27 protein-coding genes are annotated in these 26,238 nt (G+C 42.6%); 6 read left to right on the top strand and 21 right to left on the bottom strand.

Translation table 11 applies throughout. From position 1 onward, the window contains the following. Positions 1-105: 105 nt before the first annotated feature. From VIM89_RS12965 to VIM89_RS12950, 4 genes are all read right to left on the bottom strand, one after another. Positions 106-2,562, bottom strand: a complete 2,457-nt coding sequence (locus VIM89_RS12965) for a DUF5686 and carboxypeptidase regulatory-like domain-containing protein (RefSeq protein ID WP_488156584.1) — start codon at positions 2,560-2,562, stop codon at positions 106-108. Between the two features lie 166 nt (positions 2,563-2,728). Continuing rightward, positions 2,729-2,866, bottom strand: a complete 138-nt coding sequence (locus VIM89_RS12960; RefSeq protein ID WP_488156583.1) for a hypothetical protein — start codon at positions 2,864-2,866, stop codon at positions 2,729-2,731. 572 nt (positions 2,867-3,438) lie between these two features. Then, complete coding sequence (locus tag VIM89_RS12955; RefSeq protein ID WP_488156582.1) at positions 3,439-4,458, bottom strand: DUF6515 family protein; 1,020 nt, start codon at positions 4,456-4,458, stop codon at positions 3,439-3,441. A gap of 122 nt (positions 4,459-4,580) precedes the next feature. After that, a complete protein-coding gene (locus VIM89_RS12950; protein ID WP_488156581.1) occupies positions 4,581-4,982 on the bottom strand; it encodes a hypothetical protein in 402 nt (133 codons plus the stop codon). Positions 4,983-5,235: 253 nt separating this feature from the next. Here VIM89_RS12950 and VIM89_RS12945 point away from each other — a divergent pair, with 253 nt between their 5' ends. Then, positions 5,236-5,571, top strand: a complete 336-nt coding sequence (locus VIM89_RS12945) for a hypothetical protein (RefSeq protein ID WP_488156580.1) — start codon at positions 5,236-5,238, stop codon at positions 5,569-5,571. Here the strand turns inward: VIM89_RS12945 and VIM89_RS12940 are convergent. Further along, a complete protein-coding gene (locus VIM89_RS12940) occupies positions 5,564-6,190 on the bottom strand; it encodes a class I SAM-dependent methyltransferase (protein ID WP_488156579.1) in 627 nt (208 codons plus the stop codon). The genes VIM89_RS12945 and VIM89_RS12940 overlap by 8 nt on opposite strands. 126 nt (positions 6,191-6,316) lie before the next feature. Between VIM89_RS12940 and rbsK the strand changes: the two genes are divergently transcribed. Both rbsK and VIM89_RS12930 read left to right on the top strand, forming a co-directional pair. Beyond that, entirely contained in the window at positions 6,317-7,240 is a 924-nt protein-coding gene (gene rbsK / locus VIM89_RS12935; protein WP_488156578.1) for a ribokinase, read from the top strand. 3 nt (positions 7,241-7,243) lie between these two features. Continuing rightward, complete coding sequence (locus VIM89_RS12930; protein WP_488156577.1) at positions 7,244-8,248, top strand: GRP family sugar transporter; 1,005 nt, start codon at positions 7,244-7,246, stop codon at positions 8,246-8,248. A 92-nt stretch (positions 8,249-8,340) separates the two neighbouring features. On the opposite strand, the gene VIM89_RS12925 is transcribed toward VIM89_RS12930, so the two are convergent. Together VIM89_RS12925 and VIM89_RS12920 are read right to left on the bottom strand one after the other, a co-directional pair. Continuing rightward, positions 8,341-9,057 carry a hypothetical protein gene (locus VIM89_RS12925; RefSeq protein WP_488156576.1) on the bottom strand — a complete coding sequence of 239 codons (717 nt, stop codon included), beginning with the start codon at positions 9,055-9,057 and terminating at the stop codon, positions 8,341-8,343. 106 nt (positions 9,058-9,163) lie between these two features. After that, a complete protein-coding gene (locus VIM89_RS12920; protein WP_488156575.1) occupies positions 9,164-10,162 on the bottom strand; it encodes a type I glyceraldehyde-3-phosphate dehydrogenase in 999 nt (332 codons plus the stop codon). Between the two features lie 192 nt (positions 10,163-10,354). On the opposite strand from VIM89_RS12920, the gene VIM89_RS12915 reads away from it, so the two are divergent. After that, positions 10,355-10,573 (top strand): hypothetical protein, encoded by a 219-nt coding sequence (locus VIM89_RS12915; RefSeq protein WP_488156574.1) that lies wholly within the window; start codon positions 10,355-10,357, stop codon positions 10,571-10,573. A 633-nt stretch (positions 10,574-11,206) separates the two neighbouring features. On the opposite strand, the gene VIM89_RS12910 is transcribed toward VIM89_RS12915, so the two are convergent. From VIM89_RS12910 to kbl, 13 genes are all read right to left on the bottom strand, one after another. Beyond that, positions 11,207-11,713 carry a phosphoribosyltransferase family protein gene (locus tag VIM89_RS12910; protein WP_488156573.1) on the bottom strand — a complete coding sequence of 169 codons (507 nt, stop codon included), beginning with the start codon at positions 11,711-11,713 and terminating at the stop codon, positions 11,207-11,209. Between the two features lie 106 nt (positions 11,714-11,819). Next, positions 11,820-12,221, bottom strand: a complete 402-nt coding sequence (locus tag VIM89_RS12905) for a hypothetical protein (RefSeq protein ID WP_488156572.1) — start codon at positions 12,219-12,221, stop codon at positions 11,820-11,822. A gap of 76 nt (positions 12,222-12,297) precedes the next feature. Next, positions 12,298-13,704 carry a 23S rRNA (uracil(1939)-C(5))-methyltransferase RlmD gene (gene rlmD, locus VIM89_RS12900; protein WP_488156571.1) on the bottom strand — a complete coding sequence of 469 codons (1,407 nt, stop codon included), beginning with the start codon at positions 13,702-13,704 and terminating at the stop codon, positions 12,298-12,300. A 535-nt stretch (positions 13,705-14,239) separates the two neighbouring features. Next, on the bottom strand, positions 14,240-14,974 hold the full coding sequence (locus tag VIM89_RS12895) for a ferritin-like domain-containing protein (RefSeq protein ID WP_488156570.1): 735 nt from the start codon (positions 14,972-14,974) through the stop codon (positions 14,240-14,242). 61 nt (positions 14,975-15,035) lie between these two features. After that, complete coding sequence (gene creD / locus VIM89_RS12890; protein ID WP_488156569.1) at positions 15,036-16,382, bottom strand: cell envelope integrity protein CreD; 1,347 nt, start codon at positions 16,380-16,382, stop codon at positions 15,036-15,038. 52 nt (positions 16,383-16,434) lie between these two features. Continuing rightward, entirely contained in the window at positions 16,435-16,740 is a 306-nt protein-coding gene (locus VIM89_RS12885; RefSeq protein ID WP_488156568.1) for a winged helix-turn-helix domain-containing protein, read from the bottom strand. After that, on the bottom strand, positions 16,737-17,357 hold the full coding sequence (locus VIM89_RS12880; protein WP_488156567.1) for a hypothetical protein: 621 nt from the start codon (positions 17,355-17,357) through the stop codon (positions 16,737-16,739). Before VIM89_RS12880 ends, VIM89_RS12885 begins: the two co-directional genes overlap by 4 nt. A 335-nt stretch (positions 17,358-17,692) precedes the next feature. Further along, positions 17,693-18,274 carry a TetR/AcrR family transcriptional regulator gene (locus tag VIM89_RS12875; RefSeq protein ID WP_488156566.1) on the bottom strand — a complete coding sequence of 194 codons (582 nt, stop codon included), beginning with the start codon at positions 18,272-18,274 and terminating at the stop codon, positions 17,693-17,695. A 3-nt stretch (positions 18,275-18,277) separates the two neighbouring features. Further along, positions 18,278-18,694, bottom strand: coding sequence for a Rieske (2Fe-2S) protein (locus VIM89_RS12870; protein ID WP_488156565.1), 417 nt, complete (start codon positions 18,692-18,694; stop codon positions 18,278-18,280). Further along, complete coding sequence (gene pheS / locus VIM89_RS12865; RefSeq protein ID WP_488156564.1) at positions 18,691-19,725, bottom strand: phenylalanine--tRNA ligase subunit alpha; 1,035 nt, start codon at positions 19,723-19,725, stop codon at positions 18,691-18,693. Before pheS ends, VIM89_RS12870 begins: the two co-directional genes overlap by 4 nt. Beyond that, positions 19,725-20,132 (bottom strand): type II toxin-antitoxin system VapC family toxin, encoded by a 408-nt coding sequence (locus VIM89_RS12860; protein WP_488156563.1) that lies wholly within the window; start codon positions 20,130-20,132, stop codon positions 19,725-19,727. Before VIM89_RS12860 ends, pheS begins: the two co-directional genes overlap by 1 nt. Next, the gene (locus VIM89_RS12855; protein ID WP_488156562.1) at positions 20,129-20,389 is read right to left on the bottom strand and encodes a DUF6364 family protein; all 261 of its coding nucleotides are present in this window, start codon (positions 20,387-20,389) and stop codon (positions 20,129-20,131) included. The genes VIM89_RS12860 and VIM89_RS12855 overlap by 4 nt, the downstream gene beginning before the upstream one ends. A 47-nt stretch (positions 20,390-20,436) precedes the next feature. Continuing rightward, complete coding sequence (kbl, locus tag VIM89_RS12850) at positions 20,437-21,627, bottom strand: glycine C-acetyltransferase (RefSeq protein WP_488156561.1); 1,191 nt, start codon at positions 21,625-21,627, stop codon at positions 20,437-20,439. A gap of 293 nt (positions 21,628-21,920) precedes the next feature. Here kbl and VIM89_RS12845 point away from each other — a divergent pair, with 293 nt between their 5' ends. Both VIM89_RS12845 and VIM89_RS12840 read left to right on the top strand, forming a co-directional pair. Continuing rightward, positions 21,921-23,558 (top strand): capsule assembly Wzi family protein, encoded by a 1,638-nt coding sequence (locus VIM89_RS12845; protein ID WP_488156560.1) that lies wholly within the window; start codon positions 21,921-21,923, stop codon positions 23,556-23,558. Positions 23,559-23,563: 5 nt separating this feature from the next. Next, the gene (locus VIM89_RS12840; RefSeq protein WP_488156559.1) at positions 23,564-25,264 is read left to right on the top strand and encodes a capsule assembly Wzi family protein; all 1,701 of its coding nucleotides are present in this window, start codon (positions 23,564-23,566) and stop codon (positions 25,262-25,264) included. Positions 25,265-25,725: 461 nt separating this feature from the next. Here VIM89_RS12840 and VIM89_RS12835 read toward each other — a convergent pair whose 3' ends face one another. Further along, positions 25,726-26,235 (bottom strand): shikimate kinase, encoded by a 510-nt coding sequence (locus VIM89_RS12835; protein ID WP_488156558.1) that lies wholly within the window; start codon positions 26,233-26,235, stop codon positions 25,726-25,728. Between the last annotated feature and the right edge of the window lie 3 nt (positions 26,236-26,238).

Below are 26,238 nucleotides of genomic sequence, written 5' to 3'. Positions count from 1 at the left end.
TTCTATATTTGCAGCACCCTAATTAATTCTTTATACCCGAAGGCCCCTGCTATTTCAGCAGGGGCCTTCTACTTTATACACTGTATATCAAATGATTACGCAAAATTATTTGATACCATAAAATATCCTGAAGCCTTGTACGGTTTTATGATTCCCTTCAAAAGCAAAGCCGTAATCAACACGGAAGATCAATCGTTGTATGCCGAAATAGAACTCGGAATAGTTGTGGTTGTTGTTTTCGCTCAAGTAGTTGACGCCGATGATCTCATCCAGCTTCAAACGCCTTAAACCGGGTATGTTATTAAACAGATAGCCGGTAAAATTATGTTCAAAGTGCGCTTCAATATATCCTTGGTTAGCGCTGTAGGTGTAAAATGGCAGGAAATGAAAGCTTCCGGGCGTTGGGTCGAAAGTAGTACCCTGGTTACCCTGAAAATGATTATAATCCATAAAATACAGCTTATTGCGATTGAAAAAATCACCTGCTGCGAATTTAAAAGCTGAAAAACCCATTATACCTTCATTCAGATGTTCCTGGAAGACTTCTACCGACGCGAATTCATAATTTACATCGGAACCTAAAACACCGTTAATCCCTTTTCGGTAATTTACCCTGATCTGCGGATAAGCTGATGGCTCGTAAACTCTGCCTGTTGGTCTTGTATCATACTGCTGATCAAAAGTAAACGTGAGCGACGTTGACAGGGTCAGAGCCTGATTTTGCGGAAAAAGTATCGAGCGGTCGGTGGCTGCACTATCAGGAGCCAGCGGATTGTTTGATGTAAACCGCCGACCTTTATAGGTGGTTACCGCATAATAAGAATTATTGTACAACTGCGTACGATTGGCATAGGATAGGTCAGCTTTAAGCAGAATGCCATTAGCAATATCACGTTGATAGCCTATTTCGCCGTATTCTGAGCGATAGAATTTCACAAAGTTTTGCTCACTCAATAGCGTACTCAGGGTATTGAAATAAAGTGAACGTGTACCCACGTTGCTCAGATCGAGAATGGCGCTTCCTCCGCCAAAAATGATCTTCCCTTTATTATTGGGATCAAAATCATACTCACCTTTTAATTCGGCATTAAATTGCTTGCTTGAATATCCGTATCTTAAATCAGGCGTTAACCGGTAGTTTCGCATTAGGTCCAAATAATGAACATATGTTCCCCGCAAGTTAATTCCGGCGCCTTCTACCGTATTATAAAACACAGTCTGAATAAAGGGATCTACATAGATGGAATCTTTATTATTGTTATAAGTAGCCTTGTAACCAAAAGGTATGTAAGGCAACGGTAGGAAAGCATTTGGACTTCGCTGGTCGGGCGCATACTTAGCTATTGCCCGGTCAAGCTCGGCTTTAAATTCTTTCTTGGTATAATCGCTTTCCTCCTGCCTGGTTAATGGAACCGGCCGCATACTATTCCAATAAGCGGTATCCCGGCTATTTTCGATAGTATCCATTCGCATTCGTTCGCCATTAAAATAATGGTCAGGAAAGTTAGGGTTCAGGTTGTAATGATTGTAAATATTCAGGAAATAGCCTTCAAACTGAAAGCCCAGTACGCTCCCCTTGAAACTGTATTGCGCTGCCAGCGGCATCCACACACTATCCGTTATAGGCACATACTCCTGACTTACGCGGATGGTATCTACCAGGTTAATGCCGTTATCTTTTTTAGTAAGCATCAGGTCGGCACTGTACAAACGCCAGTCGCCATCTACAATATATATATAACCGTAAAAGACCGGGTCATAGGTATGTTTGGGGACTACCTTGATCTTATGCACAGCAATGCCATTTTCTATTTTCGTTCCAATCAATTCATACTTATAATAGTGCGGCGCATTGGATGCAATGGGCGATATAAACCCATGACTACTCAACCCCTGCACAAAAAAGATATTCTTATAGAGATTTACAGCCAGGTCCGACGCCTTGTTATAGCTGAAGGCCGTATTTTTACCATACGATTTAGAGGCGATCATCTCCTCTTTCACCTTATTGGGTAACTCAAAATTATAGTTGGACAGTGACTCAGACTGATACAACATTCCTTTGCCGCTGCTATCAATGCTCAAGGCATTGACCACGTTCTCATTCATCATCGATTTAGGTATCTTATCGAGCTTTTGAACACCTTTTACATAAGCAATGCAGGAGTATTTTTTAACCTGGTTCAGGAAATATTCCCGCTTATTGATCACCCTTCGCACAATGTCCATTGCCGAGTCGCTGCTGAATTTCTTCAGCACATAATTTTCATCGGTCAATTTTATATTATGATAAACATTCTGATCACTGATCGTAATTTTCTCAGTCGCCTCTTTATACCCCACAAATCGGTATACTACATTGTATGTGCCCGGGGAGAGTTTAAGCTGATACTTTCCTTCCTCATTGGCAACTGTGCCGTAGGTTGAATTCCTGATATAAACGGCAGCGTAAGAAATTGTTCGGTTAGCCTGATCGCTAACCCTGCCGCTTAGCAAATAGGTTTGAGCCTGAACAGATAGATTGATAATTATGGTAAAAATAAGCAGCAGGTATTTTCTCATTATTTTTAATAAAACCCTATATAGAACAGCGGGCTTGCAAAATGTTTGTCAAAATAGGTATTTAAGACTTATTTCATTTGACCAATTCACAACTTATTCATCACAAAAAAAGAGTTCACAAACGGAACTCTTTTTCTTTTCATAGGTAGATGACAATTTATGTAGATCAGGCAGCTTGTTTAGCCTGGAGTTGTTTTTGTCCTGAACGCGCAGCCTTAAAATTTTCAAGATCGGCCAACAATAACGCTTTTAATTCCAAATCAAGCGCTTTTACTATTACAGTGGTTTTATTTAAGCTTTTCATAATAGGTTGATGTTTTGTTATGTGCTGAAGTAAATACCAATTTTATGCCAAGTGCCTAAAAATGTAAAATCTGCTTAAAAACAAATATTTAAGGAATTTTTGGGGTTTTATCAAAGTATATACGGATATACAAGGCGTCTGATTTTGTATACAAAAGTAGACAGAATTGATATAGGTTAGTCTGAAAATCGTTCGCATATTTTACCCTCCCGGTCTTATTCCGCTAACTAGCGGATCGACCATCCTCCCTTTTGCAGGCAAAATGGAGGGGATTAAATTGTTTATCGAAAAGATGGAAAATCTATAAAAGAAAAAATCTCTTGCCGCCCCCACGTCAAGAGATCTTAGTCAGATAATTGCTGTTAATGAAATAACAAATATGACTACTTTTACGCCATCCGGAATCAAAAGGTTACCGAAAATCACTTCAAATAACATATTTTTTCTTGCTCATTATCAGAAACTTACACAAAATCACTAAAAATATAGTCGAATAAAAAAGGGATACCCCATCGGATATCCCCTGAAATTTAATTTAACCTCTTCCAGATGATGGAAAAGAACTTTGATCGTTACTGTTGCGTTTCGGACTGCTGATCGCCGCTGTTATTGTTATCCTGGTTATCGGCAGTACCGGCGCCATCGATGCTTACAATCTTATAGGCCTTCTTGCCATTAGCGTCTTTTACTTCCTGGTAATAGATGCCGTCTTCAGATACATAATAAGTAGTACCAGATAATTTCACCTTACGGCAATCCGGAGGCAATTGGCTTACAATATCGCCAACATGCGGCATAACTGAGTTTGCGCCTGACGCACCGGTATTCAATTGACCGTCTTTACCTACCACTTCGTAAACTACAGTGCCATCATCCTTGGTAATAGCCTGGTAGTATACGCCGTTCTTTTCGTAATACTGCTGGCCATCTATCACGATAGATGAAGCGTCACTTGGCAAAGCATTGATGGCAGCGCCGACAGGAGGTTCAACTACCGTATATTGGTCATTATCATAATTATAGAAGAAGCCATCGCTGTAAAAATATGGATAACCTCCCCAATAGAATGAATAGTATCCATAAGGCAGGAATCCAAAGCTTAAGCCTAACCATGGGTAGTATAAGCTTCCATAAAAGCCGCCATGATAAAAGTATCCGCCGTGATATCTCCAGCCATAAGGACGACCATAATAGCCTCCGTGACCATAATAACCTCCGCCAACTGAACCGCGTACATAACCACGATGCGCGGTTACACCCACTGCCGCGTTATTTCTGACAACACCACTGCGTGCTCCAAAACCTCCTCTTGACGTAACCATACCTCGCGAACCGGCAACACTGCCCGTGCGCGGAGTGAACCCACTGCGGGGAGCAAAGCTTGTACGGGGGGCAAATCCTGATGAACGACCTGCGCTTGAAAACCCGCCGCCGGAATGGCCCCCGGAGAAACCACCACCGCCACCACCTGAGTGACCGCCACCTCCTCCGCCACCGCCGCCTCTATGTTGGGCAGTGGCTGTTGCAGCCATAAACAAACACATTACTGCGCTCAAGCCGGTAAGTGTTAAATATTTGAAAATCCTTTTCATGATCTTAAATGTTGATATGATAATTTATTTAGGTAATCGCTATATAACGTATATGTTTTTCAATAGTATCAATAGGGCCATAAAAATTATGCTAGATGTAAATCATCGCAAAAACTGCCCCATCAAATGCGCAGCATGCAGTAATTCAGGTAAGCATATTGCTGCGACCGGTGCTTTTTTATAACCGGCGCCATAAATGGCATCAATTGTTTCAATAAACTACCGCCCGCAAGTATAAATACGAAAACGACACCGATTTGTAACAATTTGCTGAATATTTCGTGTTTGTTTTCTACGGTCGACTTGTAAGCCCGGTGTATCAGTACCAAAACATTGGCTCCGGTATTTTTTACCTGGTGAGAAGATTTTACTATCAATTGAGATTTTGCCTGCACGTAATTACTGGTGATTCTGAGCGGACTAAACTTTGGCAGATAAAGCAGGTAGGTAACTGCAATAAAAAAGTATAGGGTCGTTAACAACACAACGAGGCACTTTTTTACGATGGTATTCCTGGCTTTCATCACCTCTTTATAAGCAATACTAAATATAAGCAAATTTACTTAATATGACATGTATACGTGTAAAATGTTTAATCCGGCTTAGAAATTTAACATTTTTATTAGGCTGGAATGACAGAAAGCGGACTATGGGGGACACATCGACCTGCATAGCACTAAAAATACTCCACATTTTGGCGTTATGAGTATAATGCAATGTGAATAACTTAAACTCCTTGCCTATAACCTAAACCCAACCGCCTGCGTTTAACCACCTATGAAAATTGAAGGCGGACTGCTCATTAATATGAGCTCAGAATTAGCAAACTACTTTAAAGGTCACCCGGCAGAACTACCGCCGACTGTTGATGTAAACTCTTTAGAAGTAAGAACCTCATCTTATCTGATCGAGCATATCGAGAACTACTCCCAGAAACCATTTACAGATAAATTCCTGTGGTGTGTGGTATTCCCGAAATCAAAAAATCCGTTGTTTGAATACTTTTACTTTATCGACTACATGGCAATACATAAAGGCGAGCATGGTATTGTTTCGGCTAAACTGATGTACGAAAACAAGGATTATACTGCAGCCTGGTATTCGGCTAACTGACAGCAGCTTTATTTTTGAAACTGCAGAATACAAAGCTTTGTATAGCATGAAAAGGTGTAATGTGCATTTTGGTAAAGCACTTTATCTTTTCAAAGTATTTTGCGAATAAATCCGGCAAGCTATTTTCTGAATACTGCTGAACAGGCAGACCACTGCATTTTTCTGGCCCCTCTTCGCTGAAAGTGCTCAATACCATATAGCCATCCGGTGTCAGATACCGGTGTACTATTTCAAGGTATCTATTCTGCTCTTCTTTATTAATCAGGAAATGAAATGTAGCCCGGTCATGCCACAGGCCATATTTTTGATCAGGGTTAAAATCGGTCACATCTTTCACAATCCATCTCACCTGTTGGGCTTTCTCGCCTAATCTTTCTTTCGCCCGCTCAATAGCATTTGACGAAATGTCCAGCACGGTAATATCGGTATAACCAAGCATTAATAAATAATCTACCAGTAGACTATCGCCGCCGCCAATATCAATAATGGCTGCGTCCTTTTTTAGCTTAAAGAGTTTTATAATTGATAAAGAAGTTTCGGGGATGGGTTCGTACCAGCTTACTTCGGTCAGTTGTTTGGTTTGATAAACATCTTCCCAGTGTTGTTTTCTGTTAGACATTGTTATAATAGCAAGGTGGCCTAAATCACAAAGATCAATAATACACAATAAAAGTAAAATTAGCAGAATTCTGAAAATTGGGCCAATTCTGATTCAGACTTATAATTAACTACATTTATAATAATTATGAACCCATCTTCCATTGTAGTTATCGGCAGCACCAATACCGATATGGTCATCATGTCTGAACATTTGCCTGCACCGGGGGAAACCATCCTGGGCGGCAGTTTTTTTATGAACCCTGGCGGCAAAGGAGCCAACCAGGCTGTAGCTGCTCAAAGATTAGGCGGCGATGTAACTTTCATAGCCAAAACCGGCAATGATATTTTTGGTGAACGTTCTGCACAACTATTTAAAGATGAAGGTATTAATACCGACTTTTTGCTTACCGATCCAATTAATCCCTCCGGAGTAGCACTTATAACCATCGATAAGAGTGCTGAAAATACTATCGTAGTAGCTTCCGGTGCAAATGCTTCGTTAAATCCTGTTGATCTTGAACCGGCAATTGATGTTATCAAAAATGCAGCTATTGTATTGATGCAATTAGAAATTCCATTGGAAACCGTGTTATATGCTGCCGAAATAGCAGTAAGCAATGGCGTAAAAGTGATCTTAAACCCTGCTCCTGCCTGCCCGCTTCCGGATGTGCTGTTTCAATATATCAGCATCATCACACCAAATGAAACCGAGGCGGAAATGTTATCCGGCATCCGCATCACAGATATGGAAAGCGCCAAAGCTGCAGCGATGGTAATCAGAAGCAAGGGCGTCGATACCGTCGTCATTACCCTCGGTGCAAAGGGTGCTTTTATCAGTAATGCGGACATGGAAGTGCTGATTCCCTCACCTGTGGTGAATGCGGTGGATACCACTGCTGCGGGTGACGTCTTTAACGGAGCATTGGCAGTCGCGCTGGCTGAGGGGTGGACATTAATTGATGCTGTTAGTTTTGGTTGCCGGGCAGCAGCCATCAGTGTGACCCGGCTGGGTGCACAGGCAGCGGCGCCATACCGGCACGAAATAGATTTAAACCAACCTAATTCCTGAAATATGTTTATAGTACACTCCTACCCGGTGGCCGTCCTGTTTTGCATAGTAACCATGCTGTGCTGGGGCTCATGGGCCAATACGCAAAAACTGGCGGGCAAAACCCTGCGTTTTGAATTGTTTTATTGGGATTATGTGATCGGCATTCTGCTATTTTCGCTGCTTTCGGCATTAACCTTAGGCAGTATGGGTACGGAAGGGCGGAGCTTTGCTACAGACTTACAACAAGCCGGTAGTTCGAATATCCTCAGTGCCTTTATAGGTGGAATTGTATTCAATGCAGCCAATATCCTTTTCTCGGCAGCGATTGCCATCGCGGGCATGTCGGTGGCTTTTCCGGTGGGGATTGGGTTGGCGTTGATATTGGGTGTACTCGTCAATTATTTTGCTGAACAAAAAGGCGACCCGGTATTCCTGTTCATTGGAATGGCTTTTATTATGGCTGCTATTATTCTGAATGCATTGGCTTACCTGCGCACCAATCGCGAAGGCAAAAAGGTATCGGCACGCGGGGTGTTGCTGTCGTTGGTGGCCGGGTTGCTGATGTCGTTCTTTTACCGCTTTATTGCCGCCGCTATGGATTTGCAGGATTTTGTTCACCCTACGACAGGTAAGATGACGCCTTATACCGCCGTGTTTATTTTCTCAGTTGGGATTTTTGTATCCAACTTCCTGTTCAATACCCTGCTGATGAAAAAGCCTATCGACGGTCCGCCGGTAAACTACAAGCAATATTTTGCCACTAAGATGCCTACGCACATGGTAGGTGTTTTAGGCGGATTGATATGGGGATTGGGTAACTCGCTTAACCTCATCGCCGCAGGCAAAGCCGGGCCGGCTATCTCCTACGGATTGGGCCAGGGCGCTACCCTCATTGCTGCGCTCTGGGGCGTATTCATCTGGCGCGAATTTGCCAAAGCACCCAAGAGTATCAATGCTGCATTGTTTGCTATGTTCCTGTTTTTTGTGGCGGGGTTAGGGTGTATTATTTATGCCGGGAACCGTTGATTTGGAATGATTAGGAGATTGCGTTGGTTATGTCAATCAGAATTTCCAGAATTCTGAAAATTCTTTAATTCTGGAAATTCTGATTCAGACAACTATTTCTGCGCATTAAAGTCATTAAAAGCGGCAACAATAGCGTCGGCTTCCGACTGCTTAAATGCATTCTTTTTTGCGTAGGCCACCATTTTAGACATGAGGCCTTTGTGTGGAACTACCGGCTGATTTCCATACTCTCCTTTTTGATACTTTTCCTGTACCGCCGGAACATCCGCCAGGTATTTCAGCATATCTATATCGAAAGCGTTTTGCGGCTTTTTTTCACCCTCTTTTATGCAGAGTATCTTGTATCCTTTTAAAATTTCCTGTTTGTTCTTTTCCTCATCCTCTTTTATTTTTTCTTCTGATCCCGCATACATGTCTTGCGGGTAATCATAAAAGCGATGGGCCGTAATACGTCCTGAGGATAACCGCTCCATCATATGGTCATTGGTGCCGAGGCTTTTCAACTGCAGGTTTTCCGTATTCACGTAATGCACCTTATCAAAAATACGGGTGCCCGCCTGGTACATCTGCATATCATCGGCCCGGTATTTTTTTCCCCTGGCCTTCGGATTGGCAGCATATGATGTTGAATCAACAAACCAGATATACCGCTGATTATACCATGGATTATCGTCATCCAGCAATATATAACCTGCAACCCTGTTACCGTCTTTAAAAACAACTGAGCCTGGCTGGTACTTGTCCTGTGCTTTACAAAACAATGCGGCCGAAGTAAGAAATACGATTAATGCAATGTGAAGTTTTTTCATTTGTGACATGATTTAGTTCGACAATATACATTAATGTTTTTCTAATATCCAAAATACTTTCAAGCGTTAACGCCTAAATCTTTTGGTATTCAAGAATCACACCGTATTATATTCTGTCCGCTATATATGCCGCAACTTCTGCCAGTCTGCTGCTGAAACCCCATTCATTGTCGTACCAGGATGCAATGGAAAGCAGGCCTTCTTGCCTCGTCGTAAGCTTCAGGTCCATCAGTGATGAATGCGGATCCCCTACGATCCTCGCCGAGGTCCATTCATCTTCCAGGACATCCATTACACCAAGAAGCTCTCCTGCGGCGGCTTTTCTGAATGCTTCATTAACCTCTTCGGCAGAGCATGGCTTGGTGGTAACCAGGTTGAGTTCCGCTATACTCCCCGTCCTGGTTGGGACGCGGTATGCTTTCCCGGTCACTTTCAGATCGCTCCAAATAAACTTTAAGGCTTTTGCAGCGCCTGAAGACGATGGAATAATATTTTCTGCTGCAGCCCAGGAATCGCGCCGGTCAGACATAGGTTGGTCAGTTAAAGACTGTGAATTAGTATAGGAGTGAACAGTAGAAAATAAGCCGTACTCAATACCAAAGGCCTCTTTAATAACCTTTATCGGGGCTGCCAGTGCATTTGTGGTGCAACTACCCATACTCACGATATGATGCTTTTGAGGATCGAAGTCATCTAAGTTTATTCCCTTGAGCAGCACGGCATCGCAATCATCCAGCGTTTTACTGGGAGCGCTCACTAAAACATGCTTTGCTCCATGATCCAAATGCGCCTGTGCACCTTCGCGCTTCGTACCTCTGCCTGAACAATCAACAACCAGCTCAACACCCAATGCTCCCCAATCCGGGATTCCACTTGAAGAGTTTACATAGGCTATCTCATGTTCATCTAGCATGAACGCATGCTCGTTAGTACTCACATTCCCCTTCCAGCGGCCATAATTAGTGTCCACGCTAAATAAAGCTGCAAGCGTTTTTACATCTTTTATATCGGCAACTGCTGCCGGTACAGAAAGCTTCCGGTCAAGGCTGATACGTAAAAATTGGCGACCGATCCGTCCAAATCCATATACTGCTATTTTTTTCATAGGTTTTCAATGTTAGGGTTGCATTAATAAGGTCAAATTAGCATTCATGTTTGCATTTACCGCCAACATTTATCAAGAATTGTTAATGCTTTAGCAGTTCCTTGCTATAATCTGCAAAATCAAATAATCATCCGGATAGCTCAAAACAAATCAATAATTGGCATGTATTATCAATGAACTACAAATGCTATTATGGAAACTGCTGAGCTGCAAATTGACGATATCCTGAACCAGGTTTGCGAAAAGAACCATTTACATGCCTACGTAAGTAAAGTTGGAGGATATACCACCGTTTTATGTTGCTGTAAAACCTTCACAGAACATATAAAAGAGGAGCTGACTGAGGCATTGGGCGAGAAATATGTAAGAGAAAATTTCCACTTTCGCACCGGCTACCTCGAATATGTATAACCGGGTGAAGTAGTTAAGAAAGATATAAAAAGGTGTCACACTGAGAGGGTGTCATACTGAGGTGGACCCTATCCTGAGTTTATCGAAGGAAGTAGGGTGCTCGAAGCCCAATCCTGCATATTGTCTGAACCATGATTCTTATGATTAAAGGATTAGCATGATCACTGCAAACTGCCAACTCAAAACTGCTAACTGGATCAGGGCGTTTCCCCCTATAAGATCGGGGCCAGGCTTTCCACTCATACGCCTGCGAGGCATTAGGCGCAAGGCCGGTATCCGTTTCAATCCTTAACGCGTTGTCTAAACCGCTGATTTGCTTAATTGAAGGATTAACATGATTTTTTTAGATCGTTAATCAATCCGTCATGCTGAACTTGTTTCAGCACCCCATCATAAAGGTCTGCGATAAACAAGTCTGCTACATACAAATCGCAGACCAAGCAAGCGTCGACCTGTCCTGAGGGTTCCCGATCCGCTAGCCAGCGGATGGGATGACGTAATGGATGTTTTGTTCCGTTCTTTATTTTGTGTAACAAGTAATGCGAACGCTCTCTTTCCACCACGTCATTGCTGTAAAGGTTAGATAATTCGGTAACAGAATTACTAAACCCTTACAGCAATGACACAGTGTGATTATCTCAAATACACCGCATCCTCTTTGCCGTCCTCATTCAGCACTACATCCACATGCTCTTTTAATACGGTAGAAAGCGCGATTCCAGAATAATCAGTTGTTACCGGGAAGCTTTTGTGGTTGCGGTCGACCAGCACGACAGTTCTCAATTTCTTTAATGGAACATCCAGGAAAACGCCGAAACCATAGGCCAGAGTTTTGCCGCTATTCAGTACGTCATCAACAATAATAACCACTTTATTATGGCAGATATGTATGTCAGTATCGGTTTTAGCTGTTAAACTGCTGCTTTGCTTTTCGAGCTCGATATTCATCAGCGTACTTTTGAATGGCGCAATTTTGTCGAGAATTTGCTTTATTCTTTCAGCTAAATAATTACCGCGCGGCAGTATTCCGGCGATGATGATCTCTTCTTCGTCAAAGTTATCTTCCAACAATTGGTAAGCAATCCGATCGATCTTTTGCTCTATCTGGTGCTGGTTTAATATGAGGATCTTTTTTTCCATTTTGTCGTTGTAATGTTGTAAGGTTGGAAAGTTGTAATGTTAGCAAGCCTTAAAACTACATGGTAAAGATAAACTCAACTTTACAACATTCAAACTTTTCAACCTTTCAACTGCTTTTTTTGTAAGGGAAGTAGACAAAGTTTGCGCCTTCAGGTACGATCACAAACAGGCACATAAAATCATGTGGATTTTTGTATGACTTGGTAAAACGTTCCTGCAATTCTTTCTTAATGACTCCTTTTTCGACAAATTCTTCCAATGTAGAAGCATTTATGCTCCATTCCATATTCAGATCGTCGCGGTCAAGGATAAGTTCGCCCAACTTTACGATATGCTGATAGGCGATAAAAATAGGGTAGCTGGACAAACCTTCCACCATGATCTCGATCGCCACTTCATGTATCGACTCGCTGTAAACCTTCAGGTCCCTTTCAAGGCTTAGCAGTGGACTTTCCTTTTTCTTTTCCCCGTCGTTATTATTTTCGTTAAGCAGTTCTTCCGGATCCATTTATTGAAACTCTAAATACTAAATTCTAAACTCTAAACTCTAATACCTGATTAACTGATCACTGGTTAACCGATCACTAACTTCTTAACCTCAACAGCACCACATTCTCCACATGCTGCGTATGCGGGAACATATCTACCGGTTGAATTTTTTCTATGTCGTATTTTTCTTTTAGTACCAGCAAATCCCGGGCCTGGGTTGCGGGGTTGCAGCTTACATAGACGATCTTCTCCGCTTCAATTTCCATTAATCGTGCCACAACATCCGGATGCATACCTGCGCGTGGCGGGTCGGTAATGATCACATCCGGTCTACCATGTTCGGCTACAAAATCTGCATTCAATACATCTTTCATGTCACCTGCATAAAACTTAGTATTGGTGATATTGTTGATGCCCGAATTGATCTTTGCGTCTTCAATAGCGGATTGCACATATTCAACGCCAACAATCTCCCTTACCTTACCTGCAATAAAATTGGCAATGGTTCCTGCACCGGTGTACAGGTCGTAAACTAATTCATCACCTTTAAACTTGGCAAATTCGCGGGTTATCTGATATAACTTATATGCCTGAACAGAATTGGTTTGATAAAAAGATTTCGGCCCGATACGGAAACGGATACCTTCCATTTCTTCATAAATATATTCCGGTCCGCGTTTTACCAATATTTCCTGGTCGAAAATGGTATCGTTCTTTTTCTGATTGATGATGTACAACAATGATGTGATTTGAGGAAATTCATCGTCAATGTAATTCATCAGTGAATCAATCTCTTCCTCACTTGCATAAGCAAATACTACGATTACCATTAATTCACCTGTGGATGATGTGCGGATGATCAGGTTGCGCAAGGCACCTTCATGTTGTTTCAGATTATAAAAGCTTATATTGTGCTTCTTGGCAAAGTCGCGTACTTTATTGCGTATATCATTCGATGGATCAGCCTGGAGGTAGCAGTGATGTACATCCAATATCTTATCAAATCGGCCTGGAATGTGGAAACCCAAAGCATCCATATCCACAGGCTCATCCGTGCGGTTTTCCCCATCATTCAGCCAGCGTTTATTGGAAAAGGTGAATTCCAGTTTATTGCGGTAGTATTTATCCTCAGGAGAGCCAACTATCGGTAGCATCCCGCTTACATCAACCTTTGCCAGGTGACTTAGCGCGCTTGATACGGTTTTTTGCTTGAACTGCAACTGCGCATCGTAAGTCATGTGCTGCCATTTACAGCCACCGCAGGTACCAAAATGTTCGCAAAATGCTTCCGTGCGATAGCCTGATGCTTGTTTAAGCTGGACAATTTTCCCCTCTCCAAAGTTTTTCTTTTTGCGGTAAACCTGCACGTCGGCTATATCGCCAGGCACAGCCTTATCAACAAAAAGTACAAAATCGTTAGCCTTCCCTACACCTTTGCCTTCCTCAGCAATATCGATAATGGAAACATCCTCAAAAACAAGATTATTCGCAGTTTTATTCATCAGGCTGCAAAGGTACGCTTTATCGTTGAAAGGTTGGAATGTTGTAAAACTGGAAGGTTATTACAACCTCATAAACGATGTCATTTCGATAGAGCAGGATGGAAATGTGGAGGGGTGCGAAAGAGAAATCTTATACGCTATATAAAATCCGCGAGCATAGGCGCATAAGATCTCTCACTATCGTTCGAGATGACATTTATTTTTAATATCGGGCAAATCAAATAAACAAGTTAACAATAGCTTCCAAAAGATCGTCGCTTTCGGTGATCTCCATATCGGCTATGTCGAACTGTTCATCTATCTGCTCAGAAAAATTCATCAATTCCTCACTCATGACATTTATTTTGATACTACAAATATAGCAATTATACCATTTGGTATAATTATAATATAAAATCTGACATTTTGATTAGATAGTCTATAGTTGTATCTAATTTATAGCAATGTAAAAATATTTATACCAAAAACCAAATTGGTATTTTGAATTACTATTAGAGAGATTTGGCAACTTTCAAAAAGTTGTCAAATCTAATTTTTATGCAAATTGTGTTGACATCGTATTGGTGGTTATCCTTTTTAATGTTCTCAAATATTTATACTCCATCTTCCTCGAATACGAATCAAAACTATTTCCACCTGCTTTGAATAACTTCCGGTGCCCAACCCACACTAATGTCGCGGTAGCATAAAAGAAATATTTATACACTATACGTCTCCAGGTTTTTGAGAAGTTATTCTTGCCTTCATAAATAATTGCCAACCGTTCGGTTTGAAAAGTGATGTGATAAGCTTCGTCGATCAGGATATCATTGCATATTTGTTTTAACAATTCACAGTTGGTGGCATCCTTCAGCGACTGGTAAAATATCTGCGCTGTGCTTTCGACAACAACGACGGCTAAAGTCCATATCTCCATGTTAGTATTAAAATATCTTACCCGACGGAATAAACTGTCGCCCCAATTCTTCGTCACCCGCGGCTGACCGATCCGGTCAAGATACATGCCCAGGTTATTGCCGTGCTTTTGCTCTTCTTTTATAAAAAGCTTCACTGCGTCGATATAAGGCAGGTCGCCCACAGCGTGCGCATATTTGGTTGATGCCGCTATCAGATGTTTGCCTTCGGATGTTTCGCCTAATTGCCAGGCTTGCAGCGATGGCAGAATAGCGCACATTTCTTGCGGGGTGATATTGGGCTTTAAGTTCCGGTCGATTCTTTTTTCAAGGGCATTTGCTTTGAAATGCCCTATCCAGTAATTGCTGTTTTTCATGTTGATTGCGTTATTAGGAGATTTGACAACTTTTTAAAAGTTGTCAAATCTTTGGTTGATATTATTGCCAGTTGATTTTTCTAGAGAAATACATCAGCGTCGCTACCACAAGGAATAAAGCCACGCTGCCAACCAGCAACGCCAGATCTTCCAACTGGATGATGACATATATGAATGCATAAAACAAGCTGAGAATGAAGGCGAACAGGCCAGTCGTTTTGACGCTTTTGATGAGCGATCTTAAAAAGGCAGCAACCAAAATTACGGTTGCTGCCGAAGCGATAAGGTAGGCGGATGTGAAGCCCACCTGCTCAGAAAACGAGAGCAGCAGGGTATAATAAACGATCATGGCTGCGCCGATGAGTACATAATTAAATACATGAATACGATGTTTGCTGATCATCTCGGTCAGAAATAATGAGATGAACGTGAGCATGATGATCAAGATGGCGTATTTGCTGCTGCGGGTAGTCTTCTGGTATTGGTCAACCGGCAGTCGCAGTTTTACTCCGAATGTAGCATCATCAGCCTTTTTACTTTTCAGCACATTCAGATCATCCACCCATTGCTGCGGGAACGGACGATTGTAATACAACATGCGCCATTTGGCATCGAACATATTGGCCTTAGTGTCGATATTCCGCGTGTCGGGCAAATAGCGGCCATCAAAGCTTGGACTGGCCCAATTACCTTTCACGGTTACGTCGGTGGTTTTTCCGAGATGCAGAAAGCTCAATTCCTCACTTCCTTTCAGATCAAGGTTGAATTCAAAGGGAATGGTTTTATCCATCATTCCGCTTAGGTTGACCGCCACTTGCAGGCCGTTGGCAAATACAGTATCACCAAAAGCCGGCTCGGCCGTAGCTGTTTGTCCAGCTATTTTTAACTGGGGATTTGTTTTTAAACCTTTCAGGTCACTGATACTGAACAATAGCTTGGCTTTTTCTGGCATTAGCTGATCTGCAGTTATGGAAAGAGAACCCAGATCAGCCTGTGTAAAGTTTCCGGATACCTTAACAGTGCCGTTGTAAACCACCACCTCGAATATGCCCCGGTGCAAAATGTCAGGACTAACGTTTGCATTGTAATCAAGTTCGTTTGGCAGCAGGAAGAGATTATTTACCACTTCTTTGATAGTATCCCGGCCTCCGTAGTACGGCTGCTTCACCTGTTTTTTGTAGGGAATTACCAGTACTGGTCCCTGTATGAGTTGTTCGCCAGAATATTGGTCCGATACCTGTTTTTCGGTCTCATCCTGCCGGAGTGACCGTTCTTGTATCAGGTTTTGCACCAGCTGTGACGGTATGAGCAATAAAATTATCAGCAGACCAATAAAGGCCAGCTTTACAGTTACCGACTCCTTGAGCCAGTATAAAAATCCTTGCTGTTGTGGTTGTTCGGTTATCATTTTCTTTTAATAAAAAGTACTTTGTATTTCAAAGCATGCGGATAAAAAAAATTTAAGTGAGTTTTTGTTGTTTTATCAGTTGTTCAAGGGTGTTTAAATGGTCTTTAAATGCTTGTTTGCCTTTAGCTGTTGCTTCATAATTGGTATTGGGTTTACGTCCCAGAAAACTTTTATGTACTACAATGTATTCCTCTTTCTCCAATGCTTTCAGATGTGAGGCCAGGTTACCGTCGGTAATGTTCAACAGATCTTTGAGCGAGTTAAAATCGTAGCGCTCATTGGCGGCCAGCACGCTCATGATCTGTAACCTTACGCGGTTCTCAAATGCTTTATCAAGTTTGTCAAAAGCTATCTTCACTTATCGTATTTTAAGTACATCATGCTGCCGTAGATAATGTGCAGCACTCCAAAACCAATGGCCCAAAATAGCAATCCGTAACCGGGTAAGCAAGCAGCAATAAGCCCGAGTATAATTTCTAATATCCCCAGGTATTTTACATCGCTGAAAGTAAAATTGCTTGCGCTGATCAGTGACAGGCCGTAAAATATCAGTGTCGACGGAGTAACGATACCATAATGGCCACGGAATAAAAGGATCAGGATCAATAAGCCGCCTGTTACTAATGGTGTTGCCATGTGAAACAACAATGTTTGGCTAATTTTCCCCCAGATAGCCTGCCCTTTGCGTTTTGCCTGGCGACTGCTTAAAATAAATCCTGTGATTAACGATGCTGCCAGCACCACTACTGCGATTATAATCAGGTAAGTGATGGTCTCCGGATAAACGCCAACTGACAAAGAATCATAAATCCTGGTCGACCCTTTATAGATCAGCCTGTATGCAAAGTAAGCACCAATAAGGGCATAAATACCGGCCAATATGCCCGATAATCCACTCAGCGAGATGAATTTGGAGGAGCGTTCCATAATGCTGCGTATGGACGCCAGCTCGTTTTGAAGATCTTTTTCTTCCATTGAAAAGCACTTTGTATTTCAAAGTAAATAAATATAAATGAAATATGCAAATGGATAGGTCGCAAAAATCAAAAACGCTTTGATTAATAGGTTTAGAATTATGGAGGGTGGCAATCTCAGGATACTCCTATGGAGTTTAATTCTTTATATATTATTGTGCTATAAACAGGAAGCTCCTATGGAGCCATGATGGAGCAAGTCCCATAGGGACTCCCTGTTTATAGAAAAAGGGGGAAAATGAATCTGAGCTCCATAGGAGCTTCCTGTTTATTCAAATGCAAAGTGGATGTTATGATATAAATTCCGAAATCGAAATTCCGCATTCCGAAATCAAATCACACCGTCAACGCAGCCTTCACCAAATAAGGCAATATCTCTTTCTGGAATGAAACAAAGTTTTTGCGAACATCTGAATCGCTAACCGAAGTAAATGCAAAGCTGAAAACAATATTCTTACTGCATTTGATAAGAAAGCGGATGCGCTGCATGGAATTTTCCTGTTTGCGTATACCACTCAATTGCATAAATGAGCTCACCAGCATTTCTTCCAGCTCGTTGGAAAGGTTCTTTAGAAAATCCTGTGAGTTGGCTGATTCGCGGATAAAATCCCAGCCAATAAATTCGTTGCAAACGGTGTAGGAGAGGCGGCAGGTTTTCATGATGAGGTTGCTCAGGTGCGTTTCCTCATCAATTTCTGTAGCGTTGCCGGTGATCAGTTCATCCACGCTGGATTTGATATAATCCATCAGCAACACATGCAAAACCGCTTCTTTACTATCAAAATATTTGTAAATAGTGGCTTTGGCTATTTTGGCCTTTTTAGCTATCTCGTTGACACTGGTTTTATGGTAACCGAATTTCCGGAATAACTCCTGTGCCGCTCTTTTTATACTTTCTTTTATTTTATCAGCTTCCATGTATCAATTAGATACAAATATCTCAAAATTACTCACATTTACATTATAGGCACGCAATGCTCTTGTTGCCGGAGCTTTTACAGGCGTACCATCGGCCAGTGAGAATTTTGATCCGCTGCAGGGGTCGGTGCAGGTGAGCGAGTTGCCGTCAAGGGTAACAGCACATCTTTTTTCGGGCTGATAGCTGCTGCAGGCGTCGTATGCAGCGTAAGTCAGATCCGGCTCACGATAAATGATCAGTCCGGCTACGCCATAACCTTTTATAATTACAGCGCCCCCCGGACTTTTTAATGCTGCTAAACTCGGGTTATCAATATCCGCCTGAAAGGCTACCGCTACACTGGGAACCAAATCACCACTCTTACCGCATGAAAGAAAGCTTAGAGAGATGACAGCCAGCAGGAAAATTTTACGGATCATATGATCTCTGTTTGGAATTGTTTAAGGAAGCGAACGTCGTTTTCAGAGAATAAACGTAAATCGCGTATCACATATTTTAAGTTGGTGATTCTTTCTATTCCCATTCCAAAAGCAAAGCCGGTATATTTTTTACTGTCAATGTTGCAATTCTCCAAAACGTTCGGATCAACCATGCCGCAGCCTAATATCTCTACCCAGCCGGTATACTTACACATATTGCAGCCAGACCCGCCGCAAATCGTGCAGCTGATATCCATTTCAGCTGATGGCTCGGTGAAAGGGAAGTAGGAAGGCCTGAAACGTACTTTAGTACCCTCGCCATATAATTCCTGAACGAAGTGATATAATGTCTGCTTTAAATCGGCAAAAGATACATTCTCGTCAATATACAAACCTTCAACCTGGTGGAAGAAGCAATGAGCACGTGCTGATATAGCTTCGTTACGGTAAACACGCCCCGGCATAATGGCGCGGAACGGCGGTTTACCATTTTCCATCATGCGCACCTGTACCGATGAGGTATGTGTACGCAAGGCAATATCATCCTTGCCATTGTTCTTTTTAATGAAGAAAGTATCCTGCATATCGCGGGCAGGGTGCTCTTCAGGGAAGTTCAATGCAGAGAAATTATGCCAATCGTCTTCTATTTCCGGCCCTTCAGCTACTACGAAACCAAGTCGTTTGAAAATATCGATGATCTCGATCCTGGTTAATGATAACGGATGACGCGAGCCTACCTCGAAACCTTCACCTGGTAGGGTAAGGTCAATATCTGAGTCTTGAGTCTTCAGTCCTGAGTCGAGTGTCTCTTTCAGATCAGCATATTTTGTTTCCGCCAGTTGTTTGAACTGGTTTAGCACTTTACCATAAGTGCGCTTTTCTTCCGGTCCGACGCTTTTAAATTGATCGAACAAGTCTTTAATAATGCCTTTAGTTCCTAAAAATTTTATGCGGAAAGTTTCCAGTTCCGCCGCATTGGCCGGTGAAAAAGAGTTGATCTCGGCGGTATATTGATCTATTTGTTCTTGCATTATAAAGTCCTTAAAAATTGTTCGGCTGTTAAAACCGGTATGGTGGATTGTTTATAGTCTTTTATATTTCTTGTGATGATTACATCAGCTTTTGCACTTATCGCTGTATAGTATTGAACTGCGTCTTCAAAGTCTGAGAAGTTGCTTTTTAATGCCAAATCTATTTCTGTTTCTCCTACTTTGATTAAAGAGACAATCGATCTTAATTCTCTTAACAGATGTAATTTATTGAGGCGATCGAATTTATTTAGAAAATAATGGACATTCATAAAAGCGACTGATGAAGTCATACCCTCAATGGTATTTTGATAAATTAAAGCGAGCAGGTTCATAGCTTGTGTATCAAAGCCTGGTCTCTTTAACAATGCATCCAATATTATATCACTGTCGATAAATACTTTTTTCACAAGCCGTATTTTTCGTCAAGGTGTTTATGGTACTCTGCTTTATGGTCAAAATCAGGAATAGGATCTCCGGATATGTTAAGCTTTTGAATCCATTCAGGGAGCTCTTCTTTGGTTTTCATCCTGAAAGGTTCTTTTTCGCTCTCCACTTCTTTCTTAAAAAAGCTTTCTGCAAGTTTCGAAATACTTGTATTCCTCTTCTTGGCTACTTTTTTCATCTGTTCGATCAGGTCTGGCTCGATGTTTAATGTCAGTTTCATAGCTATCGCACTTATACGTACAAATATAAGAAATTTATACGTATAATTTACTTGATCACCCCCAGCTCTTTACCCACTTTGGTAAATGCAGCAATCGCTTTATCCAAGTGTTCCTGCTCATGTGCTGCGGATATCTGTACCCTGATGCGTGCTTTGCCTTGCGGAACAACTGGGTAGTAGAATCCAATCACGTAAATACCTTCCTCCAGCATTTTTGCTGCAAAATCCTGAGACAATTTAGCATCATACAACATTACCGGCACAATAGGGTGCACGCCCGGCCTGATATCAAAACCCGCCTCCGTCATTTTACTGCGGAAATATTGGGTGTTACTTTCCAGTTTATCACGCAATTCGGTAGTCTCGCTTAATAAATTCAATACGGCGATGGATGCACCGGTAATAGAAGGGGCCAAAGTATTTGAGAACAAATATGGTCTTGAACGCTGTCTCAGCATATCAATGATCTCCTTACGACCAGAAGTAAACCCACCTGACGCACCGCCCAGCGCTTTACCTAAAGTACCGGTAATAATATCGATCTTACCCATCACATTATGATACTCATGTGTGCCACGACCGGTTTTGCCCATAAAGCCCGAGCAATGACTCTCATCGATCATCACCAATGAATTATATTTCTCTGCCAGTTCGCATATCTTATCCAATTGGGCAATGGTACCGTCCATGCTGAATGCACCATCAGTAACAATAATGCGGTGACGGCAGCTTTGCGTAGCTTTCAGTTTCTCTTCCAGGTCGGCCATGTCATCGTGTTTATAACGCTGACGTTGAGCCTTGCATAAACGTACCCCATCAATGATTGATGCATGGTTCAACTCATCAGATATGATTGCATCCTGCTCATTAAACAATGGCTCGAAAACACCACCATTAGCATCAAAAGCAGCTGCGTAAAGTATAGTATCTTCCGTGCCCAAAAACTCGGCAATTTTTGCTTCCAACTGCTTGTGAATATCCTGCGTACCGCAGATAAATCGCACTGACGACATTCCATATCCATGCGTATCCAGGGTTTCTTTTGCAGCTTGTATCACTTTAGGGTGACTGGATAGCCCCAGGTAATTATTAGCACAAAAATTGATCACTTCCATGCCGCCCTGCACCGTAATATCGGCACCTTGCGGCGAAGTAATGATGCGTTCTCTTTTATACAATCCGGCTTCTTCAATTGCGGCGAGTTCCTGCTCTAACACAGGTTTCAGGGTAGTGTACATAGTATGTAATTATTGAGGCTGTAAAATTAAGCATTTGCCATGCAATATTTAACAGTATGTGCAAACGATTGCGTTTACGTTCATGAACACCGTGAACACTCATAGGCCTAAACACCAATTACTTGTATTTTTTGGCACGATAAAAAATCCGGTCACCATTTTTTATTGAAAAATACAGCATCTATTTCTCGAAACAAAGTATCACTCCCGATAGTTATCCCGAGTGTACAGAGACGTCCATGCCACTGATCCGTGTCCCAACAAGACTTAGTACTATCTTAATGCAAAATCCGGTGAGATCAACCCTAAGACTCATCGTTGTTTGTGTGGTAATTGTTTTTGTACAATCTTCCGTCCATGCACAATCACTACCGGTGGGTACCACTGCCATAGAAGATTACTACAGACGAGCCCAATTATCAGGCGCTGCAGATACTAATGTCTCTTTCACCATTCGTCCGCTTTTTCCAAATCAGGTTGATTATGACCCTGAAAAAAATCTATGGCAATCTACCGGCAAAAAATCTGAAATAGATATTTTGCCATTTACGGTTCAAACCCAATTTACTTCCCATCACCCCTATGGCTGGAATGATGGCGCCATGATACCTGCAAAAGGCTTAGAAGGATTGGTAAGTGGCGGCTTTTTTGCACGCTATGGGATACTAAGCATCCAATTCAAGCCGGAGTTGGTGACGGCCCAAAATTCTGATTTCGACACTTTTAATAAAAACTCATCCGCCAACGCCTTTGTACGTTACTACAGCATTTACAACAATATCGACTTACCTGCCAGGTTTGGCACAGGTACTTATACCAAAGTATACTGGGGCCAATCCAGCATCCGGTTAAATTACAAGGCGGTATCTTTTGGCTTATCCACCGAAAACCTTTGGTGGGGGCCTGGTATCCGCAACTCCTTATTGATGAGCAACACTGCCCCCGGTTTTCCGCACATCACCCTGAATACTCTGCACCCGGTGCAAACCCCTATCGGTTCTTTTGAAGCTCAGGCTATTGCCGGTAATTTGGATGCTTCGGGATATGCTCCTTTACAACCCGATTATTATTACCACGGTGCCGATCTATATCTCCGTAAACCCAATTACTGGCGATACATGAACGGGATAATCCTAACCTGGCAACCCAAGTGGATACCCGGCCTATTCCTGGGCTTCGATCATAGTTCTGTATATGATTTAAAGGATCTGGATGTGGTTAATGATTACATCCCCCTGCTTCCGTCCGACGTTTCCGATGGCAGGTCTATCCGCCTGACCTCCGCCTTTATGCGCTGGATTTGGACACAGGAACACGCTGAAATATATTTTGAATGGGGTCAGTATGATAACACCCAGGGCACCTTGCAGGAAACATTAGCGCCCAATAACGAGCGCGCCTACATTTTTGGTATCAGGAAATTGCTGCCTTTTGGTTCGTCAAAAGATGAAAATATCCTGCTGGGCTTAGAGGTTACCCAACTCCAGGAAAATTCTTTCACCAACATCCTTACAGGCAATGAATGGTATATAAACCATTACATCAGGCAGGGGTATACCAACCAGGGAGAGGATCTGGGTGCAGGCATTGGTCCCGGCGGTAACTTGCAAACGCTGGATATCAGCTGGGTAAAGCACCTCAAGAAATTGGGTTTGCAATTTGAACGCTATGCCCACAACAACGATCTGTATTACCTTACCTACACCGATACCCACGATTACAGCAGGCATTGGGTTGACCTGAGTATTGCTGCAATCGGCGAATGGAATTATAAAAACTTAATTTTTAACGCGAAGGTTCAGGCTATTAAATCTTTTAATTATCAATGGTATATACCAACAGACCCGTTAAATCCGGCTGTTACATTATATGGGAGTAAATCCGATGCATTTAATTTACAGTTGCAGGCGGGGGTTACTTATTTATTTTAAGTTTGATGAAAAGGATACTTTTTTTATTGATCATCATAAGTGCATTGAGCTATGCCTTTCCCCCGGGCATAAATGCGCAAACCCTGCCTGTAACCTCGCACGTCCTGAATGATTATTACCGGGTGATGCAGCTGGCAGGGAAAGCCGATTCAAATATATCTTTTACTGTCCGTCCGCTTTCAGATACTGCCTTAAAGACTCCTGATGTGTTCGATCCTGATAGCACAATGAAACGCGATCATTGGACAGCAACACCTCCGGTTTTATTTGGCAAAGGTCGCGGGCAATTCAGGCTTTTGCCATTAACCTGGCAGCAGCAGTTCAACTCCAATCACCCCTACGGCTGGAACGATGGCGTAATGATACCCGCCAAAGGTTATCAAACCCTTATTACCGGTGGTTTCTACCTGAAGTATGGCGTGCTGAGCATACAGGTTCAACCCGAGTATGTTTATGCCGCCAACCCTGCGTTTAACGGGTATGCTTCCGGACATGGGAGCCAGGACTTGCAGGAATATTATATCTACCATAATTTAATAGACAACCCTGAGCGTTTTGGAAACGGCCCCTACAGTAAACTATTCTGGGGACAAAGCAGTATCAAATTAACCTTCGGCTGGTTTGCTGTGGGGCTATCAAATGAGAATTTATGGTGGGGACCGGGCATCAGAAACGCCTTAATATTGAGCGACAATGCCCCCGGTTTTAAACATCTTACCCTTAACACAGTTCGACCTGTAAAATTACCTATTGGGTATTTGGAAGGACAAATCATAGCGGGCCGACTGGATGGCTCCGGCTACCCGCCACTTGCTGTTACCTCGCTGCCCAACGGCACAAATGTATACGTCCCCAAAGACCCTGACTGGCGGTATTTTACAGGATTCAATATAAACTATCACCCCAAATGGATTCCCGGCTTAACGCTCGGGCTCACCCGCACGTTTGATGCCTATTACCACGATGTGAGAGGGTTTAGCGGGTATATTCCTTTCTTTGTGCCTTATTCCAAAGATGCTACCGCCGGGGGACAAGGCGACCCTTTCCCGAGGGATCAGTACACCTCATTTTATGCCCGCTGGCTGTTCAAAAAAGCACACGCCGAAATCTATTTTGAGTATGGTTTAAATGATAATTCGCTTAACCTGCGCGATTTTATCGGCTCGCCCGATCATTCAAGGGCTTATATATTTGGTTTGCGCAAGCTGTTCCCCGTCAATGGCCCATCCGGTCAGCATATTTTGTTCGGCGCCGAGATTACGCAGCTTTCCCAATCGCCCGACAGGCTGGTGCGCAATGCCAACGGCTGGTATCTCCATAGCCAGGTTACCCAGGGACAAACCAACGAAGGACAAGTGCTCGGCGCCGGAACCGGTTCAGGCGGCAACCTTCAATCCATAGAAATAAGCTGGGTATCCGGATTAAAGAAACTGGGCATATCCCTCGAGCGTTACGAGCACGACGTCGACTTTTACCAAACCTATTTCCCCGACATGAACGGCAACAGCCGCAAATGGGTCGATTTCGCTTTCGGTTTACAAGGCAACTGGGGCTATAAAAACCTCCTGTTCAACGCCACCCTGCAAACCGTCAAATCCTTCAATTACGAATGGATACTAAACAACTACACCCCCAGCCAATACTACGCCCCCAACAACACTGTCTACAACCTCCACGCCGAACTGGGAGTGACTTATAGGTTTTAATAGGTAAAAAGGAAAGTAAAAAAGAAGGTAAAAAGGAAAGTAAAAAAGAAGGTAAAAAGAAAAGTTCCCCTCTCGTCCAAAGAACTCCTTTCGGAGAGAGGGGCAGGGGTGTGTTCTACACCATGAAGGTTAAATCGGGAAGGAAAAAGGGGTGTCATGCTGAGACTCTCGAAGTATGGTGCGAAGGGCTAATCCTGCATATTGTCTGAATCAGAATTTACAGAATTTAAGAATTAACAGAATTAACCCACTGCAAACTGCCAACTAAAAACTGCCAACTAAAAACTGCCAACTGAATCAGGGCGTGCCCCCGATGAATATCGGGGGCAGGCTATCCGCTTATACTACACAGGCATTAGCCACGGCCTGCACTGAGGCTCTCGAAGGCCGGTATCCGCTTCTATCCTTCACGCGTTCTGTTTTCTCTCAACCACGTCAACGGCCAATTTGTTTTGGAGTGCTTACTCAATACTCCCCCCTATCATCTGCTCCAATTTCTCAGCAGTCAAACTCAAACCATCGACAATAATACTGGCTTGTGAATAAAACTTTTCACGCTCGTCTAATTTTTGCTCGATAAATTCAACGAGTGCATCACCATGTTTATCCTGCAGTAATGGGCGCTCTTCTTTACCGGCTTCCAGACGGTCAGCTAAAGTTTTAGGGTTGAGTTTGATATAAACGGATTTACCGTTGGCTTTCATCCAATCCATGTTATCAAAGTAACAGGGTAATCCGCCGCCGGTTGAAATAATAGCGTTATCGGGGTATAATGTTTTCTTCAACACCTCCGATTCTAATTGCCGGAATGCATCTTCTCCAAATAATTGGAAATATTCGGCTATGCTTAGCTCTACCTGCTGCTCCAGTTTATGGTCAAGATCGATAAACTCATACCCCATCCTGCTTGCCAGCTTGCGGCCCAATGTAGTTTTGCCGCTGCCCATAAACCCAATCAAAAATATCTTCATAAA

Source organism: Mucilaginibacter sp. (genome assembly GCF_036568825.1).
GTDB lineage: Bacteria > Bacteroidota > Bacteroidia > Sphingobacteriales > Sphingobacteriaceae > Mucilaginibacter.
The sequence above is the reverse complement of the archived record's forward strand: the minus strand, read 5'-3'. Positions and strand labels throughout refer to the sequence as shown.